Below are 19,960 nucleotides of genomic sequence, written 5' to 3'. Positions count from 1 at the left end.
CGCCGCTCCTGAATCTGCGCTGCGAGCCCGGTTTCAGGCTCTATTCCGTTGTCATCAACTCACTGCAAGACGGTGTGCCGCCTTCGGGCGGCGTGTAGGAGGCGCATTGCACCAGCGCCGAGGCATGGGTGTCCTTGGGCGCAATACCCGACCAATGGGCCTGCTTCTCACTGCCGGCCCAAAGCTCGAAGTAGATCTTCATCGGCGGCCGCGGCACATGCTCCGCCCCTGTCAGGCGGAACAGCTCGGTGCCGCCCGCGGACCAAATGATGGCGTCCTGGGACCAGTCGATTGTATAAAGGCGCGGCGCGGCTGCAGCGTCAAAACCCAGATCAACCCAGGGCGGCTGCTCCAGCGGCGCGCCATCGCGGAACCGGTTGAAATGCGCCCTGGCGGTGTCCTTGCCGAGGATCTCGATATTGATTTCCTCGTGGCTGTGGCCGAAATGCGGGCCGGTATAGAGGTAGAAGGCTGAGATCAGCCCTTTGCCGGCCGCCGCCTGCATCACCACCTCATAGCGGCCGTAACCGTACCAGTTGCGCCGCTGCACCTGTCCGCTGACAAACTCCTTTGAGGTTTTTCCGGCTTTCAGCAGCGATCCGTTATCCGTCTTCATCTCCTTGCCGTCCACGCGGTCTGCCGGGTCCGAAGGCGCGAGGTGCATCCGCGCGCCCGCTGCGCCGAACTCAACCGCCTCCTTGCGCCAGGCGGTTTGAAACCAGCCGGCCGGGTGGTCATACTCGGCCCGCCACCAGTTGGCTCCGGGGCCGCTGATCGGAAACACCGTCCGGAACGGCACCCCTGCCGTTTTGCCTTCTATCTGGCCGGCAGCAGCCCCCGTCATCAGCAGGCAGGACAGCCCAAGCGCTGCTGAAGTGAGAATACTCTTTTTGAGACGGACAGAAGGTCCGCCCCGAGTCGTTATGGCAGCCACGTCAATACTCCCATCCATGTAAGGAAATTTCATGTTCGAATGCATCGGCAATGATGCGGATTTGCTGCGGGGCGAAGACCTCGCGGTAGGGCCGCTTGTCCGGGCGCAGGGTGGATTTTGCCTGCGGCAGCCCTTCAAACGGCACCCCTATTTCGGCAAAGAGACCGGCAAGCTCCGCATCGAGACGGTCATAGCGCAGCACCCGGTCGACAAGCGGCTTGCCTTTGGTGTCGCAATAAAACGGCGCATTATGGCAGAAGATGCGGTTCTCCAGATAGCGGTCCAGCGTCAGCTCCGGATCGTGATGGCGGTGCCAGGCGGCATTGCGGAACATGTGAAAATGCGACAGCGTCTTGTCCCAGGGGTTCCGCTCGACGCAGACCTTCAGGTAGCTGTCCCAGATCCGCGCCGGCAGACGGGCACGGGCAAAACGGGCCGGGATATGGTTGTAGATCCGGTCGCGCCGCAGGCATTCCAGAACGTTCTTGCGCAGATCGCCGGACCTGCGCACCCCGCGCCAGGGCGCAAACCAGCCCCGCCAGTTGCGCGGCTTGTGCCCGGGGATACCCGGGAAGATCGGCGTCACGATATCATCCGGCCCGCAATGCCGGGCCAGCTCCAGTTCGATACTTGTTCCTGCAGACTTCAGCGTCTTCACAAAAATAAGCTTGTGACGATGCGAAACGATCATTTACGATTACCTAAGAACAAAACCACCCGTGCCGTGCAGCACCTCGACCTATCAAATAATATGGCCGCAGGCCGGTTCGGCGAGTTTTTTCTGCAAACCGGGACGGCATCCCTGCGGTCCCGGCAACCGCGCTGATGTGGCGGCTGGTCGATGCCGGGCGCAGTTTTCCAGCACCCTCCGGCAGGGCATTGCGTCTTGCAACAGCCTGATCACTTGTGCATAATTTTCCTGCAGCCCATGAGTGCCGGCCTTGACCGGATTGTTAAAGAGTACCCTTTCGGAGTGTGTCTTTGAAGATTTTCGTTTGTGCGTGCACGTTCCGGCGTCCTGACGAGCTCACCGCACTCTTGCGCTCCTATCGCACGCTTGACGTGCGCCGCGACATGGAGCTGACTTTTCTCATCGTGGACAATGATGACACCCCCTCCTCGCAGGAGGTGTTTAAACGGGAAACCCGCGATTTCCCCTGGCCCTGCCGCTATGTGCACGAGCCCCGGCCGGGGATCCCGATGGCGCGCAACCGCGGGCTGACGGAAGCCGGGAGCGAAGGGTTCTTTGCTTTTGTGGACGACGACGAGACAGTGACACCATCGTGGCTGACCGAGCTGGTGGGTGTGGCTGAACGCACTGGCGCCGCTTTTGTGCAGGGTCCGGTGCAGATGCTGGTCGATGATGCCAGCGATGCCTGGTGGCTGCAGACGCTGTTTTTCAAGCAGCGGCAGTATGCGGATGGCAGCAAAAGGACGGAAAGCTGGACCAACAACGTGCTGCTGGACCTTGGCTTTACCGCCCGGCACGGCTGCCGGTTCGACGAACGGCTCAGCTTCACCGGCGGCGAGGATACGATGTTCTTTCAGGATGTGGTGCGGGCGGGCGGCCTTGGCGCTTATGCGCAAAATGCCTGGGTCTGCGAAATACAGCCGCCGTACCGGCTGTCCTGGCGGTGGGCGGTCAGCCGCCAGTTCCGGTTTGGCAACACCCGGGCGCTGACCATGCTGCTGCGCCGCTCGCGGGGGCGCTCGATGGCTTATTGCCTGGTGCGCGGCGCAGGTATGCTCGTGGTGGGGTTTGGCTGGCTTGCCAGTTCAACCTTCAAGGGCAAGCGCGGTTTTGCCAATGGCATCGCCCTGTTTGCCCGGGCTGCCGGCGTTCTTTCAGGCCTGTTCGGAGCCCGCATGCAGGAATACCCGCGATGATGCCGGCGCGCATGCATCCCAGCTCAAGGTAAAGAGGATGTTCGACAACCGCACCGCCATGGACAAGGCCGGCCTGGGCAGGCTGCAGCAGCGGTTTGACGCGGTGCGCGGCATCGGGCGGAACCATTTCGGCCTGGAAATCGGCGGCCGGATGATCGGATATTGCTATATCCGCAAGAATGCCTGCTCCAGCTTCAAGAAGATGTTTATCGAGTGCTCCCCGCATCGGGCGCTGAAGCGCCAGGATCAGCACCCGATCGACTTTATCCGCCAGTATCACCGCCTGGCGCCCGGCGCGCTGGCCGCCTGCGACCATCTGATCTTTGCCTACCGCGACCCGTCCGAGCGAACGCTGTCGATGTTCCGCAACAAATTCATCGCACAGACCGGCGCCTCTGATATCAGTGCAAGCTACACCCGGATTGCCGGCCAGCCGCCAGAAGCCGCAACCTTCCGCAGTTTCATCGAAGGTTATCTGGGGCGCCGGTTTGCCCAACTTGACCGCCATGTGCTGCCGCAGCGGATGCATCTGCAGCGGGTCTGCTATACCGACGCCATACCGGTGCAGAATCTTCATGCCGGCATGTGCCGGGTGATCGGGCCAGAACTGGCAGACCAGTATTTTCTGCAACCGGTCAACCGGACCTCCGACGTGCCGCTGCAGCCGGTGTCCGATGCCGCCGACCGGCCGGTGCAAGAGCTGCGGGAAATTTACGCCCGCGAGGGCTGCATGCCCGATAACGCAAGCCTGCTGCCCGTCGGAGTGGCAGCCCGGCTGCGGAAACTTTATGCCATGGACTATGATATCATCGGGACAGTCAGCAATGCCGCATGCTCAGCCTGAACTGCCAAGGATCACCGTGGCCATTGCCGCCCATGACGCTGACGCTTGCATCACCGCCGCGGTTCAGTCGGCTCTGGCCCAGGACCAAGCTGCCGTCAGCGTCATTGTGGCGGATGATGCCTCGCGCGATGGCACTGCCGGGACGGTGGCCCGCATCGCGGCGAATGACAGGCGGGTGTCATTGGTCCGCAGCCCGGTCAACCTGGGGCCCGGCGGCGCCCGCAACCTGGCCTTTGCGGCGGCAGAGGATGATTGGATCGCGGTGCTGGACAGCGATGACAGCTTTCGGCCCGGCCGCCTGGCGCGGATGCATGCCCATGCGCAGCAGCAGGACGCGGATATCGTGATCGATGATTTTATCTCGGTGGATGCCGCTGGCCAGACCCTGCCCGGACCAGGGCTGGCAGTGCAGCGCCCTGCGGGGGTTCTGGATCTGGCCGATTGGCTGCGTCTGAACGACATGGCCCGCGCGCAGCTGAGCTTTGGATATGCAAAGCCGCTGCTGTCGCGCCGCTTTCTGTTGCAAAACGGCCTGCGCTATAATGAAAGCCTGCGCAACGGCGAGGATTTCCACCTGATCCTCGAAGCGCTTGCGGCCGGGGCGCGGCTCTATTTCACCGGCGAGACCGGCTACCGCTATACCCGCCGCGCAGGGTCTGTGTCGCGCCGGGCGCAGGGAGATCACATGCGCGCCCTGCTGGCCGCGGACAAGGCGGTGGCAGCCCGGTTTTCCCCGGCCCAGCACGCTGCGGCGGCCAGGCCGCTGGCCGCCCGGCGGCGCAACCTGCAGAACCTGATCACCACCGAGGAAGTCCTGGCCAACCTGAAAGCCAGGCACCCTGGCGCGGCGGCGGCCCGCCTGGCGCGCCATCCTGGCGCCCTGGGGCGGGTGACCGGGCATCTGGCTGAGGCCCTGCGCAAACGCATCGGTGCGCGCGGGTGACCGGCGGAGCAGGGAACAGGGCAGGCGGCAGGACAGAGGGCAAACGGCCCGCAACCCTGATCGTCGCGCGGCGGCTGGATGGCGCGCGCTCAGGCAGCAACACCTATCTGAAGGTCTATCTGCAACTGTGCCGGGACGCCGGGCTGTCGACCCGGATTGTCTTTGCGCCGCGGCGGTCCTTCGGCAACCTGGCCTGGGCCCGTCTCGACCCCGGCATTGCGGATCTTGCGGATCAGATCGACTGGGCGCAGGCGCTGCGCATCGGCAGAACCCGGATTTCGCTGTCGCCGGCGGTCTGGCTGCGCATGGCCCGCAGGGCCGCCGCGGAAGGGTGGCGGCGGTTGAGCGGGCAGGGCGGCAGCCCCTATCCGAGCCTGCTTGGCGTTGAGCTGCCGCCGCGGGAATCCGAGGAGGTGATGGCGCGCGCGCGGAGAGCTGACGCCGAGGTGCTGACCGTGGAATACAGCAGCCTCGGCCCGCTGCTGGACCAGCTGGAGGCGCGCATGCGTGTTGTGTTCCTGCATGATCTGTTTTCGCTGCGGGCCGAAAACTTTGCCGCGCAGGGGCTGCAGCCCGACCATTCGGTGATCACCCTGGCCGAAGAGGCGCAGCGCTGCCGGGCGGCGGACCTCCTGATCCATGCCAGCTGCATCGAACGCGACCGCTTGCGGCCGCTGCTGCCCGGCGCCCGGCACGAATGGATGCCGCCCGCGGCACAGGCCGTCCGCCCCCGCGCAGAGCCCGGCACAGAGCCGCACGGGCTGTTTCTCGGCTCTGTTCACGGCGGCAACACCGAAGCGCTTGGCTTCCTGCGCCGGCACGTCTGGCCAAAGGTGCGCGCCGGGCTTCCCGATGCAAAGCTGTGGATCGCAGGGTCAATCGCAGCCACGGTTTCCGCCCGGGAGGCGCAGGCCGAAGGGCTGGTGCTGCTTGGGCCGGTGGACGATCTGGCCGCCCTTGGCGGGCCGCAAGCGGTCGGGCTGGCGCCGATGAAGACCGGCAGCGGCATCCCGATCAAGGTGGTGGACTACCTTTCATTGGGTATGCCGGTGGCGGTGACACCCGGGACATTGGACGCTTTTGGCGGCACGCTGGACGGCTTCGTGGCCGTTTCCGACTCGGATGCCGACTATGCCGCCACGGTCTGTGCCCTGCTGCGCAACGATTCGGAGCGCGAAAAGCTGTCAATGGCTTCCGCATCGGCAATTTCGCAACTCCGTAATCCGGAGCTGGCAGACATCCTTGACAGCCAGGCAGGCGATTCATTTTGCCAGGATGTTTGAAATACCTGAAACAAAACATTTCTCCCCGAACACTCCGTATTCCGGAATGGTTTTTCCATTTGGTTAACACAGCATTAACGTGCGCTCTGAAATACCATGACGCGAATGGTTCGGCATAATTTCGCCGGCACGCCCGCTGCCCGCGCTCGGATTATTGCCCATGCGGGAGCAAACTTCGAATTCCTATTTGAACACGCTGGAAATGGGCGGCGAGTTGGGGCAGGTTCGCAAAAAATTCGGATAACGAGGGACACATCGATGCAGTTCAAGCGCAGCGCTTCCGCGCTTTGCGCGTGGCATAGCCGCGCATCATATCAATGGTTACCGGGCGGCAATTTTGAGCCCCGGGATCCTGCCTCAAGCACAACGCCTTGAGGCATCTGTTTTTTTGCGCCCTGCTCCCCTAGGTCAGCAGGGCTGGTGAAAGACACGGCCTGCGTCTCCGGAGGCAGGCAGGGGGGGGAAAGCGGTCAGTCGCGCAGCAGCGCGGCGGCCAAAGAACATGCCCTGAAGATGCCGTTAAAGCAACGTCAACATTCCTTTCTCACGGCATCCGCAAAACATAATCATCTGCCAGACCGCTAAGACGCGCCTGATCTGGCAATCCGGAGATCCAGTTCGATGAATTCAATGACCCACGACACCATGATGTCCCATCATGATATGACCATGCCGTTTACGAATCCCGCGGATGCAACCCACGTCGCAATACAATCCGGCAATTGGAACGACCCGTCAACCTGGAAAAACGGTAAGGTCCCGGGAACAGACGCAAAAGTCCACGTACCGGAAGGCGTGTCTGTCGAGTACAACTCCACATCCAACGCCCGGCTGGAATGGGTCCGCGTCGACGGCGGGCTTGATTTCGCCACCGATCAGGACACCCATATCCGGGTCGAGACATTCGTCACCGGCCTGAACTCGCATCTGACCATCGGCACCGCGGATAAGCCGGTTGAGGCGGATGTGAACACCTCGATCGTTTTTGCCGACGGAGCGATCGACACCAAGATTGATCCTGACCTGCTGAGCCACGGCCTGATTGCCCAGGGCAAGGTCGAAATCCATGGCGCCACAAAATATTCCTATTCAGCGCTGGACGGCAACGCAAAGGCCGGCACCAAGACCCTGAATTTTGAAGCCAACACCGACGGCTGGCAGGTCGGCGACACGCTTGTCGTGATGGGCACCCAGCAGGGCAAGTTCCAGGATGAAAGCCGGGAAATCGTGGCGATCAAAGAGACCTCGACGGGCGTTGAAATCACCCTGGACAAGGCGCTGAGTTACGATCATACAACCCCGCCGGGCTATGATCTGGACATTTTTGTCGGCAACGAGACCCGCAACGTTGTGTTCTCCTCCGAGAACCCCGAAGGGGTGCGCGGGCATGTGATGATGATGCACACGCCCGACGCCGTGGTCCAATACGCCGAATTCAGCGAGCTGGGCCGCACCGACAAATCGCTGCCGCTGGATGTCGGCACCAATGTCGCCGCGCGCTACCCGCTGCACCTGCACGAGACCGGCACCGAGGCCGGCAGCCAGATGGCGGTGCTGAACGGCAACGCGGTGCATGGCTCCCCGGGCTGGGGCATTGTGCAGCATTCCAGCCATGCGGCTGTTGATTTCAATTTTGTGCATGACATCGCAGGCGCCGGCATCGTGTCGGAAGACGGCGATGAGACCGGCCAGTGGATCGGCAACTTTGTCACCGGCATTCCCGGCGCGGGCGAGGATTTCTCGATTGCGCGCGATGAGCATAAAGCGGATTTCGGCCACAGCGGCGTGGCTTATGAAAACCAGGCCCGGCAAATAGTCCAGCACGATAACATTGCCGCAAACGCCAATACCGCATGGATGTTCCGCGCTGCCGAAACCAGCGTCGACAACCCCGACCGTGATGCGCTGCAGTTCGACCCGATGCCGTTCAAGGACGTCCTGAACAACGAAGAGCCAGCCATCACCGGTTTCCATGACAACACTGCAATTGCGGTGGAGACGATGATCGACACCGGCCACCGTCAGGACATGGCCACCACCACCGATCTGCGCAGTGACATGATCCGCATGACAGCCTGGGAAGTCGACAAGGTTTTCGACGTCTTCAGTTATACCGGCGAATATGTCATTCGCGATGGCCTGTTCATTGCTGACGACGACGGTGCAGGCAAGGCCATCGTCATGCCGTCCAAGCACGAAAGCACGTCGATCATCAACTCTCATTTTGACGGCTTCAAAACGGCGATTTATGATACCGGCGTGAACAATGACGGTGTTTACATCGGCAATACGTTCAAAAACGTCGGCAAGAAAATCGACAGCAGCAACTATGGTGACGAGCGGCTGGTATCAGCGGACGCGTCGTCGTTTGAAACCCTGGCGAAACCAGTGCTGAAGCTGGATGCAAATGCCGACCTCACTCTGGGCCCGCGCGACAAGGACCTGCTGATTTCCGGCACCATCACCGACAATGCCGGAGAACTGCGGCTGGCGTCGAACATATGGTCGAAGGTTCCGACAGCAGATCAGGACGGGATCAATACAAACGACACCCTTCTCGGCCAGCCCGACCCGGAAGATCTGCTCGCCCTGCATGGCGCGATGCGCGACGGCGACGGCGGCTGGACCATGCCGGTTGCGATCTGGATCACTGACCGCGTCACCGCCGAGCATTTTTCCTACCGCATCGACATCAAGCTGGAAGGCTATACCGACGAGTTCCTGAAGCAGTATGAGATCTCCGATTTCAAGCTGCCGTCCAGCAAGGTTGAGATTTTCGACGGCTATACCGAAGCCGGCGGCACGGACACCGGCGGCGGCACCCCGGATCCGAAACCGACTCCGGACCCGGATCCGGATACAGGCGGCGATGCTGAAGCCGTGCTGCAGGTCGGCACCGCAACCTTCAATCAAGGATCCCGCAACAACTGGTTCAGCACCGAGTTTGCCGAAGACATCGACAATCCGGTGGTGATCATGGGGCCGCTGACATCGAACGGCGGGGCTCCGGCCTTTGCCCGGGTCAAGGCGGCAACCGACGACGGGTTCAAAATGCAGATCGAGGAATGGGATTATCTCAACGGCAAGCACGCGGCGGAATCGGTGAGCTGGGTTGCCATGTCGAGCGGCACCTACGAGCTGGAAGACGGGCGCCAGGTCACTGCGGTGCAGGTGAAAACGGACAAAAACGGCAAGGCCACCGTAGATTTCTCCGGTTTTGACGGTGAAATCGCTGTCTTCACCCAGATCGGCAGCCATAACGCCTCCGAAGCGATCACCGTCCGCAACGAGGTGTCCGGCAACGATTCCGTCGAAATCTCGCTGCAGCGGCAGCAGGATAACAGCGGCGGTGCCTTCGCACCGGAGACCGTCTATGTGATGGCAATGGAAGTGGGCGAAGGCGAAGGCTTGCAAGCCGGGAACATGACCGGCGTGAAACGCAAAGCCTCGCAGGTGGATGTCGATCCGGACGCGTTCGATGAGCTGGCATTCCTCGCCTCCATGACGTCAACCAATGGCCAGGACCCTGCTGCGTTGCGTCTGCGCGATTTTGACAGCAACGGTATCTCGATCTTTGCCCAGGAAGAGAAATCCGCGGATAATGAAACCTGGCACAAGCGTGAAGACGTCAGCTGGTTTGCGGCAGAGACCGGCGTCTACGATCTGTTCTGAACCGCCGCATCCGCAGCATGAAAGGCGACGGCCGGCCCCGAAGGGGCTGGCCGTCGCTGCACCGGGCCCTGCCCGGTGCCATGCCTGCTGCCAAACCGGTGCTTGGCCAGGTAGCAGGCGCCGATCCAGATCAGCATATGGGCCAGCACAAAGGGCCGCATCAGCTCGCTTTCGACCATGGCGCGGATCAGTTCGACCATCGCCACCGTCAGAAAGAAAATGAACGGCATGCCGCCGCGGCGCAGCAGCTGGGCAGCCAGGCGGGCCAGCGCCCAGACCAGCATGAACACCGTCAAACCCAGCCCGATCAGGCCGAAATGCACGGTGTTTTCATAAAATGAGTTGTGGAAGGAAAAGACCTGGTTCGGGCTTTTGTGGAACGCCGCAAAAATCTGCCGGACCAGGTCGTTCTCCTGATACCGCCAGAAGCCGCCGCCGCCGTATCCGGTCACCGGATGCTCCCGGATAACATCCTCGGCATAGGCCCATAACTGGGTGCGCCCGGTGAGTGTGCGGCTCTTGCCCAGCCGGTCGAAGAACAGATCAGCAAGGGAGTCAGGCCCGCTCAGCAGCACCGGCAGGGCAATGGCCAGCACCCCCGCAGTGATCAGCCCGGTGGCGATCCGGTCGGCAGGCGTGCGGTCTCCGGCGCCGGCAAAAAAGCCGAAGCCGCCGATCATCGTGATGATGGCAAGGCTCAGCACCAGCGCCGTGGCCGAATGGCTGCGCAGGATCAGCACAAAGGCCAGCGCCGCCAGCACCAGGGCGGTAAACCGCAGCCACAGCCGGAACCAGGGGTCGAAAGCCACGCAGAGCGCCGCCGCCCACAGCAGCAGCATCTTTGCCCCCAGCATGTTTTTATGCGGGAAGACGCCGGTCATCGCGCCATCCTGATAAGAGGTGAAGACAACGCTCAGCACCCCGCAGATGCCGGTCGCAAAGAAGGTGGCCAGGACAATCCGGCGCGGGCTCATCCAGGCTGCAAAAAGCACACAGATCAGCCCGGACAGCACCATCTGGACACCCGTGCGCAACGCCTCTCCCGGCACCACGCCCAGCGGCGATGACAACATCGCCCAGGCGGGCAGCAGCAGCAGCGGCCAGCTGCCCGCCAGGATCGGCACCGTGGCCCGGCGATCGCGCCAGACCGCGTAGGAAAAGTAGAGCGCCAGCGGATAAAGGATATACTCATCTCTCTGAAAGACGGTGAAGGTGACCAGGAACCACAGCACGGCCAAGGCCAGTTCCACAGGCCGGGCCGGGGCCGAGCTCATTGCGGCTTGCACCCCTGTGGTCATTGGGCTGCCGGTGCAGAGCAACCGCTCCCAGCCGCGGCATGGTGCCCGGCATGGACCGATACCAAATGGTGTGCCAGCCGCATAGAGAAGGCCGCGATGGAATGCGTTGGCTGCGGTGCGCCGCTGCTGCGAAAGACCGCCGAGCCTGCCAGGTACAGGCCCTGCACGCCATGCACCCGGCAATTTCCGTCAACAACGCTGTCGCGCGGGTCCAGCCCCATCCGTGCCATCCCCGTCTGATGATAGCCATCCCTGGCACTGGCGCGGATGGCCCGGACCTGGTCTTCGGGAGCCATGTCATGCTGCAGCCTGGCCAGGCCGGAGGCGGCAAACGCCGCCGATAGCATCTCGTGGCCGCGGACGACACGGTCCACATCAGCCTGCGAGAAATTGAAGTGGATACGGACCCCGGGCAAAGTGTCCGGCTGCACAGGGCCGGCAAGCTCGATACGGTTTCCGGCCTGGGAGTCCTGTTCCGCGTGATAACTCAGCTTGTACCGGTTTGCGCCATTCGGGATCAAATGATCGACCACCTCCCGCCTGCGGTCGCAGCGGGCGCTGATCATTCCGGGCAGGGCACGCAGGCTGGGCCCGGCGTCTGCAGCCAGATTGCGCAGATGCGGCAGAACCGGACTTGGTTCCAGCCGTTCAGGGGGTTTGGGTCCCGGCAGCGAGGGATCGCGCACCCTGCGCCCGCGCAGCCGCGCAAGCAGGTGCTTTGCCGAGAGAATGCCTGAACCGTGCCCGGCATTGGCCGCGGGCCAGTTGCGGGCCCAGAAGAACATATTGACCCCGTCCGCCATGGCCTGGGGCGTGCTGCGGAACACCCGCCGGCTGAGCCCCTGTGCGCCCTGCCGCCGCCAGCCGTAGGCACGCACATCGGCCCGGGACGGAAAGACAATACTGGCAATGCTGCCGGTCAAATGCCCGGCATAATACTGCCCCAGTGCCGCCAGGTGGCCCAGCTCGGCCCGGTGCCGCGCCTGCGCGGCCAGCAGCAGCCGGGCGGTTTCGATCCCGCCCTGGGCCAGAACCGTTGTCCCGGCCCGGATGCTGGCTGCCGGCGCCCCGTCCTGCTGCCGGACCCGGACACCGGCGCAGCGGGGGCGGCCATCGGCACCAGTCCCGAACTCGAGACCCACCGCATTGGCCTGCAGCACCACATCAGGGCCCCCCGGGGCATCGATACGGGCCTGGTGCCAACGCATGAGCGAGCCGGAATCGGCCAGTACTTCTGTCGCGTTCAGATCGAAATCCCCCGCCGCACCGGGCCGCAAGAAAGGGACCGCCGGCGCATAACCGCCAAGAAAAGCGGTCGCGGCGCTGAAATAGGTCGCCAGATCGCTGAACGGCAGCGGCCAGCCCGCCATCTCAAGGTCGTGCTGCACAAGAGGCAGAATCCGCCCGCCCCACAGGGACGTCGTGCCTCCAAGCCCCTGGCAATGCGTCTCAGCAGGATCCATATGGGTGCCGGGATATTCGAACACGGCCCCGGGCCCGGGGCTGGGCGCATGGCCGCCGGCCTCCAGCACCAGAACGGTCTGCCCGGCCTCGGCCAGCGGCAGCGCAACCGCAAGCCCGGCCGGCCCGGAGCCAACGATGCAGGCATCATAGCGCCGTTCAAGCGCGGTTTGAAATGTTACCAATGGCACTGTGTACTGTTCCCCTTGGTGTTCTGCTATAGAGACTAGAGCGCAATACCGGACCCGGCCACGAAAACGTCTACCTTTTGCTGCCGGTTAACGTGACAGCGTCCCAGCCGGCCCGGATGATCCTGCCGCTGTCCACCTGTGCCAGCCAGCGGTTCGCAGCAAAGGCGTTGGTGCAGCGGCCCCCGCCCATCTCCAGCACCACCGGAGTATATTCGGCCTGAAACCGCGGCTGCACAAACAGCTGCTTCACGCCGGTGTCGGAGGCACGCGCCGCCTCGGTCCAATTCTCCCGCTGGCAGCCAGGCTTGTGGAATTGCGGCAGGAGGTCCAGCGGATGCTTCCAGAAGGTATCCGCGTCAAAGCTCGCATGGTTGCGGAAGCCGATCTTGATGGGATTGGCATGGGCCATTTCGACCCAGTTCAGCCCCATCAGGTCGCGCAGCTCCCCGCCGTAGGTCAGCGCAATGCCGCCTGCGGCAACAACCCCCATGCTGGGCCGCGGGGAAAAGCCGTTCATATAGGTTCCAAACACCTCGCCGCGGGCCGACAGGGTGAATTCGCGAGCAATGCGGAACCGCTCTTGCCGGTAGGCAATAGCATTGACCGCACTCCAAACCAGCAGCGCCGCCAGGCCCAGACCGAGGGCCGTGGCGCGCCGAACCGGCTGCAAAGCCCGCAGCAGCGCCAGCCCGCCCAGCACCAGCGGCAGCGCCAGGATCGGCATCACCGGCTGGTAAAACCGCCAGAGCGCAAAATGATCGCCGCCCAGCATCACATAGGAAAACAGAATGCCGAACACCGCCGCCGCCGCCAGGACCCTGGTGCGCTGGCCGGGGGCAGGGCGCCGGATCAGGCCAATGATGCTGACCGCGGCCAGCAGCAGCCAGGCCGGCACCAGCACCTCGGCAAAGGGCTGCCCGGTCAGGAAGCTGATGAAATACTTGGCCCCGTCGAGGATATTCTGCAGCCGGTCCGCAGAGACCTTGGCGTAATAGGTATTGGGAAAGGGAAACCCGAAATAGGCCATCCGCCCCAGCGTCAGCACCGCAAACCCCGTGATGGCCGCAACAACAGCAAGCCCTGCCGGGCGCCAGGCCGCCGGGCGCAGGACAATCGCCAGCAGCCCCAGGCCAGCGGCAACCGCGATGCCTTCGGGGCGGGTCAGCGGTAAGGCGGCCGCCGCCAGCAGCAGCGGCAGATCCATGTGCGGCGGTGCCGCCCCTTCGGCCAGCTGCGACAGCCGGTCGAGCAGCAGCAGGATCAGCGCCGTCCACAGCGCGATCTCCATCATTGACCAGACCGACCAGATGAAAAAGGACGGCAACCCGCATAAGGCCAGCGCCGACAGCACCGCCGCCGTTGTGCCCTCCGGGCTGCCAGGGCCGCCACCCGCGCGGCGGGCGATGCGCAGGCTGAACCAGACCGCGGCCACGGTGAATCCTGCCGCAACCAGCAGGATCGCAGCCTCGGGGTTGCCGCCGCCCAGATAGGGAACGGCCAGAATGAGGGTCCACAGGAAGGAGGTCGCCCCCTCCACCCGCTCGCCGCCGATGTTGTACACAAAGCCATGCCCGTTTGCGATGTTCTCGGAATAGGAGCGGGTGATCGCCGCATCATCGATGCCGTTTGTGCCCGGCGCCCCGGCCAGGATCCAGGACAGGAGCGCCATCACTGCCACCACCGCGGCGGCAGCCAGGAGGTCGGTCAGGCGGCCTCTCCGGCCGCGTTGCCCTGCGGTTGCAGGGCGGCGGGCGTGCGGCGGTTCAGGAGCAGAAAAATCGGTCATATCGTATCCAGGCCTTACAAAACTGTCTCAAATCACTTGGCACCCAGATGCCTTTGTAAACCGTAGCATTTCCCGGAATGCGGAAACGGCACCGGCCTTGATTTCCATTACCGGCCCTCTACCATTTCCGCAGCAGAAGCAGGGTCTTTAACCTGTCCGGTTGTTGCGGCCGCTGTGCGTCTGGTGTCTGTTGAGGGTAAACTAGTGTCTTATGTTTTAGAAACAAACGCCCAGGGGATCGATATTCAAGACATATCGCTTTCCGGGGATTTCACGATTGAATTCAATATTTTCTTCGATCCGCTTGAGCTTGTCAGCAAGGCGGACGGCGCGGTGTCCTCGGGCAATGCCGCCAACGGGCAGGACATTAATTTCCACCAGGGGCTGCCGCGACTGTTCGACTCCGCCGAAGGCGATGTCGTGACCGGTGCCGAAAAGTTGAACGCAGGCGAATGGAACCATGTGGCCTTTGTCCGCGAAAATGACTTCGTCCGGCTCTACCTCAACGGGGTGAATGACGCGACTTCTTTCCATGAGTACACTGCAACCTTCACGATTGAAGAATTTGCCTCCAGCGTCGCCGGGGCGTTGGACGGGCGGATGGATGAGCTGCGCATCTGGTCGACTGCCCGCAGCTCTGAGGAAATCCAGGAGTTTGCCGCCCGCACCATCGACATGACCGGCGGCGGACCTGCCGGGCTGGAACGCTATTACCGGTTCGATGACGATCCCGACCACATTGTGGATGCGACCGGCAATGCGGAAACCGGGCACACATTGCACCCGCCGGCGGGCACCGCGATTGTCAACGACGATACAGTCTTTGATGTGAACATCGGCGATGCGGGGAACCTGATCGATACCCAGGTGGTGTCCGGCCTGCAGCTGCCGACCGGCATGGCTTTCCTGCCGGACGGGCGGCTGCTCGTCGCTCAGAAGGATGGCATCGTCCGCATCATCGAGGATCCGACAACCGCCAACAGCGCCTCGGCGGTCTATATGGATCTCTCGTCGCAGGTTCTGAACGACCGGGAAGCCGGCCTGCTGAACATCAAGGTCGATCCGGAGTTCGAAACCAACGGCAATATCTACCTGTTCTATTCCAACGAGCAGGAACAGCGCACAACCGTGTCACGCTTCACCCATCAGGAAAACACCGGCGGCGCGGCCAGCCGTGCCGACCCGGCCAGTGAACAAGTGCTGTGGCGCGAGCATGACACCTATTCCGGCGAGGACCACCAGGGCGGCGGCCTGGCGATCGCCTATGAACCGACAGGGCCCGGCGATCCCAGCCCCTACAAGATGTACATTACCATCGGCGAGGAATTTCATGCCGAGAACGCCCAGGATCTGACCCATGACGATGGCAAGGTGCACCGGATCAACCTGACCGACGGGTCGGTGCCCACGGACAACCCCTACTACGATGCGGCCGCAGCCGCCAGCTACACGCCGTCGGTGAACACGCTGTCAGCCATCTCGACGAGCCCGGAGAACCTGGCGATTGATCCCGAAGGCGTGATCACCACGATCTACAGCCACGGCCTGCGCAACCCGTTCCGGGCGGAATACGACCAGCCCAGCAACACGCTCTGGATCGGCGAGGTCGGCGGCAATTTCCGCGGCGCCTCGGAAGATATCCACATCGCCGCACCCGGCGCCGACCACGGCTGGCCGGATTTTGAAGGTTACCTGCCCGACCCGGACGACCCGGGCAGCCCGATCTTTTCCTACTTTCATGCCTCCGGTCCGGGCCAGGATCAGCTGCCGCAGTTCGGCGATGCCGGCGCGTCGGTCTCAGGCGGGATCGTCTACCGCGGGTCGCTGCTGCCGGATGAATACCAGGGCGCCTATTTCTACGGCGACTGGGTGCGCAACTGGATCCGCTATCTTGAAGTCGATTATTCCAGCGGCGAGCCGGTGGTTGTGTCAGACAATCACTTCAAGAATGCCACCGGCCAGGTGCTGACCTTCGCCGAAGGGCCGGATGGCGCGCTTTATTACATCACAACTTTCTCGACCGGCACGCTGTTCACCTTTGAAGGCGCGGTGAACCGGATCGAATTTTCCGCCGATAATCAGGCGCCGGGAGGCACCGGCATCCTGCTGGATCCCGGCGAAGAGAGCAATCTGACCGCGCCGCATACGGTGACGTTTGACACCGATGCCTTTGACCCGGACGGCGACGCGCTGACGTACACCTGGTCGTTCGGCGACGGCATCGATTTTGATGGCGACGGGGTCGGCGACACTGCCACCTCGACCGAACGCGCACCGACCTATACCTACACTTCCGAGGGCAGCTATGTCGTCGAGCTGGTGGTCACGGACGAACACGGTGCCCAGACTGTCTACAACGCTCAGACCATCACCGTGGGCGAAGCGCCAACAGTCACCATCGATACCCCGGACGCGGCCACCAGCTTCCGGGCCGGCGACACCATCACCCTGACCGGCAGCGCCTTTGATACCCAGGACGGGGCTTTGTCGGGACCGGATGTCTACTGGTCCATGGTGCTGAACCACAACGAGCATTCGCACCCCGAGTTTGCCGGGATCGAAAACGTGCCGGGCGGCATCAGTTTTGACATTCCCGATACCGGCCACGACTATTTCGGCGACGTCGGCTTTGAGATTTTCCTGACGGCGATCGACAGCGACGGGCTCAGCACCACGGAATCGGTGCAGATCCGCCCCGAGGAATCGATCACCACCTTCGACAATCCGGATATTGCCGGTTTCACCTTCACCATCGACAGCGTCGCCTTCCAGGGTGATCTCGTCTATGACAACATCGTCGGCTTCCGCCATACCATCGGCGTGCAGCAAAGCTATCAGGATGCCGGTTTCCAATGGGATTTCTCCCATTGGGAGGATGATCCCAGCATCACCACGGCGACCCGCGAGTTCATCGTGCCAGAAACCGATACCGTTCTGCGGCCGGTCTATAGCCAGGGCGCGCCGATCGGCCCGGTCGACGCGGTGGAGGACAATCTGGCCGCCGATACTGCAGATCTGGCCGGCGGCGGCTGGATCACCCTGCCGGTCAATGCGCTGGCCAATGACACCAACCCCAGCGGCAACCCCTTCGATGTGGTCAGCCTTGACGGGTACAAGACAAATGGGCAGCCCAAGACCACCAGCAATTTCGACGGATCCGGACGGCTCAAGGTCTGGGGCGACAATGGCGGCCAGTTCCGGGTATCGCAGGACGGCACCATTGAATTCCGCGACCGCGACGGCGTTTTCGCGGACCTTGCCGCAGGCAGCAGCATCATCACCTCGATCGGCTATTCGATCAGCGATGGCGACGATCTGGACACCGCACCGATCTCGCTGAACATCAGCGTGGGCGGCACGCCCAATACCGCGCCGCAGGGACCGGGCATTCTGCTGGATCCCGGCGAGGACATGGCCGCCGCGGCACCGCATCTGGTCACCTTCGCCTCTGACGTGACCGACGCCGAGGGGCACACGCTGAGCTATGCCTGGGACTTCGGCGACGGCAACAGCGGAACCGGCGCCGCGCCCAGCCATACCTACAACGCGGATGGCCTCTATGATGTCACCCTGACCGTCACCGACGAGCTGGGGGCAGCAACCCTGTTCAGCGGCACCTCTATCGATGTGGGCAACACCCCGCCACTGGCGGTGGACGACAGCGTGGTGCTGCCGGTGGGCTTTGACCCGGTGGCCAGCCACCTTCATATCCTCGACAATGACAGCGATCCCGACGGCAGCCTCAACATGCAGATGGTCGAGATCCTGTCCGGGCCAAGCCACGGCACCATCGAGATAATGGACACCGAGGCCGAGCTGCTGGCGCGCGGCCTGCCTGCGGGGCACTACGGCCATGCGGAATACACGCCCACAGACCCGGATTTCGAGGGCACCGACAGTTTCACTTACCGGGTGCAGGACAATGAGGGCGCCTGGTCCAATGCCGCAACCGTGACCATCGAGGTCACAGACACGCCGACGCCGCCGCTTGATGCGGTTGATGATGCCCCGGCAACGGCTCTGGACGATCTGGCCGGCGGCAACTGGATCACCCTGGGCACCAACGCCTTTAATAATGACATCAGCCAAGGCGGCGCGCCGTTCGATCTGGTGCAGCTGGACGGCTACAAGTCAAACGGCCAGCAGACAACCACCGCCAACCAGGATTCGACCGGGCGTATCAAGATCTGGGGCGACAACGGCGGCCAGTTCCGGGTGGCGCAGGATGGCACCATTGAATTCCGCGACCGCGACGGTGTCTTTACCGGGCTTACTGCAGGCAGCAGCATCATCACTGCCATCGCCTATACAATTGATGACGGCACCAACTCCGACATGGCGTCGATCAGCCTGTCGATTTCGGCCGACGGCACGCCCAATACCGCGCCGCAGGGACCGGGCATTCTGCTGGATCCCGGCGAGGACATGGCCGCCGCGGCACCGCATCTGGTCACCTTCGCCTCTGACGTGACCGACGCCGAGGGGCACACGCTGAGCTATGCCTGGGACTTCGGCGACGGCAACAGCGGAACCGGCGCCGCGCCCAGCCATACCTACAACGCGGATGGCCTCTATGATGTCACCCTGACCGTCACCGACGAGCTGGGGGCAGCAACCCTGTTCAGCGGCACCTCTATCGATGTGGGCAACACCCCGCCACTGGCGGTGGACGACAGCGTGGTGCTGCCGGTGGGCTTTGACCCGGTGGCCAGCCACCTTCATATCCTCGACAATGACAGCGATCCCGACGGCAGCCTCAACATGCAGATGGTCGAGATCCTGTCCGGGCCAAGCCACGGCACCATCGAGATAATGGACACCGAGGCCGAGCTGCTGGCGCGCGGCCTGCCTGCGGGGCACTACGGCCATGCGGAATACACGCCCACAGACCCGGATTTCGAGGGCACCGACAGTTTCACTTACCGGGTGCAGGACAATGAGGGCGCCTGGTCCAATGCCGCAACCGTGACCATCGAGGTCACAGACACGCCGACGCCGCCCGCACAGAACGGTGTCCTGGTGTCCGGACCGAACCTGACCGGGCTTGATATCGCCGATTTCACGCTCTCCGGCGATTTCACCATCGAGTTCATGGCGAGCTTCGATGCCGGGCGGCCGATCAACAAGGACGATGCGATTTTCGGGGCCGGTATCTTCCAAGGGGCCGGATCCAACGATCTGAACTTCCACGGCGGCAACATGCGGCTCTATGCGTTTGAGGACGGCGGCGACCAGGCGGTGTCAACCTTCCAGGCGCCGGCTGACGGATCCTGGCACCACTACGCGCTGGTGCGCGAAAGCGGGGTGCTCAATGTCTATGTCGATGGCGTGCTGGATACAGCGGACAGTTTCGTGTTCAATTCGGATGTGATGGTCGAACGGCTGGCCAGCGGCGTTCATGCCAATGAATCGCTGGATGGCGCCCTGGACGAGGTGCGCTTCTGGGATATTGCCCGCAGCCAGGCCGAAATCGATGCCGGCCGCGGCGGTGTGGTCGATCCCGCCTCTGCCGGGCTGCTGCGCTATTACCGCTTCGACGATCCTGACTTCATCTTCGAGGAGACCGGTGCAGGCGAAGCCCATGGCACGCTGGCCTGGAACACGACAGACGTGGAGTACCAGCTGCAATCGGACCTCTTTGTATGACGGCCATGGCTGCAG

General features: G+C 63.0%; 11 protein-coding genes. 6 read left to right on the top strand and 5 right to left on the bottom strand.

Annotated elements, in window-relative coordinates; translation table 11 throughout:
- Window positions 1-40 precede the first annotated feature (40 nt).
- Entirely contained in the window at window positions 41-952 is a 912-nt protein-coding gene (locus L1069_RS06880; RefSeq protein WP_237455168.1) for a family 16 glycosylhydrolase, read from the bottom strand.
- Window positions 936-1,625, bottom strand: coding sequence for a hypothetical protein (locus L1069_RS06875; protein ID WP_237455167.1), 690 nt, complete (start codon window positions 1,623-1,625; stop codon window positions 936-938). Before L1069_RS06875 ends, L1069_RS06880 begins: the two co-directional genes overlap by 17 nt.
- A 290-nt stretch (window positions 1,626-1,915) precedes the next feature.
- Here L1069_RS06875 and L1069_RS06870 point away from each other — a divergent pair, with 290 nt between their 5' ends.
- The 5 genes from L1069_RS06870 to L1069_RS06850 all read left to right on the top strand — a co-directional run bounded on the left by L1069_RS06870 (window position 1,916) and on the right by L1069_RS06850 (window position 9,563).
- Window positions 1,916-2,821, top strand: coding sequence for a glycosyltransferase (locus L1069_RS06870; RefSeq protein ID WP_237455166.1), 906 nt, complete (start codon window positions 1,916-1,918; stop codon window positions 2,819-2,821).
- Between the two features lie 37 nt (window positions 2,822-2,858).
- Window positions 2,859-3,665, top strand: a complete 807-nt coding sequence (locus tag L1069_RS06865; protein WP_237455165.1) for a sulfotransferase family 2 domain-containing protein — start codon at window positions 2,859-2,861, stop codon at window positions 3,663-3,665.
- Window positions 3,646-4,608, top strand: a complete 963-nt coding sequence (locus L1069_RS06860) for a glycosyltransferase (protein WP_237455164.1) — start codon at window positions 3,646-3,648, stop codon at window positions 4,606-4,608. Before L1069_RS06865 ends, L1069_RS06860 begins: the two co-directional genes overlap by 20 nt.
- Window positions 4,605-5,891, top strand: a complete 1,287-nt coding sequence (locus L1069_RS24255) for a glycosyltransferase (protein WP_237455163.1) — start codon at window positions 4,605-4,607, stop codon at window positions 5,889-5,891. Before L1069_RS06860 ends, L1069_RS24255 begins: the two co-directional genes overlap by 4 nt.
- 621 nt (window positions 5,892-6,512) lie before the next feature.
- Window positions 6,513-9,563 (top strand): G8 domain-containing protein, encoded by a 3,051-nt coding sequence (locus L1069_RS06850; RefSeq protein WP_237455162.1) that lies wholly within the window; start codon window positions 6,513-6,515, stop codon window positions 9,561-9,563.
- On the opposite strand, the gene L1069_RS06845 is transcribed toward L1069_RS06850, so the two are convergent.
- From L1069_RS06845 to L1069_RS06835, 3 genes are all read right to left on the bottom strand, one after another.
- Window positions 9,548-10,837: an O-antigen ligase family protein gene (locus tag L1069_RS06845; protein ID WP_237455161.1), complete on the bottom strand. Its 1,290-nt coding sequence runs from the start codon at window positions 10,835-10,837 to the stop codon at window positions 9,548-9,550. The genes L1069_RS06850 and L1069_RS06845 overlap by 16 nt on opposite strands.
- A gap of 20 nt (window positions 10,838-10,857) precedes the next feature.
- On the bottom strand, window positions 10,858-12,513 hold the full coding sequence (locus L1069_RS06840) for a GMC oxidoreductase (protein ID WP_237455160.1): 1,656 nt from the start codon (window positions 12,511-12,513) through the stop codon (window positions 10,858-10,860).
- A 70-nt stretch (window positions 12,514-12,583) separates the two neighbouring features.
- On the bottom strand, window positions 12,584-14,299 hold the full coding sequence (locus L1069_RS06835; protein ID WP_237455159.1) for a hypothetical protein: 1,716 nt from the start codon (window positions 14,297-14,299) through the stop codon (window positions 12,584-12,586).
- A gap of 204 nt (window positions 14,300-14,503) precedes the next feature.
- Between L1069_RS06835 and L1069_RS06830 the strand changes: the two genes are divergently transcribed.
- Entirely contained in the window at window positions 14,504-19,945 is a 5,442-nt protein-coding gene (locus tag L1069_RS06830; protein ID WP_237455158.1) for a PQQ-dependent sugar dehydrogenase, read from the top strand.
- Window positions 19,946-19,960 lie beyond the last annotated feature (15 nt).

Origin of the sequence: Leisingera sp. MMG026, assembly GCF_021654205.1 — a bacterium.
Classification (GTDB): Bacteria; Pseudomonadota; Alphaproteobacteria; order Rhodobacterales; family Rhodobacteraceae; genus Leisingera.
The sequence above is the reverse complement of the archived record's forward strand: the minus strand, read 5'-3'. Positions and strand labels throughout refer to the sequence as shown.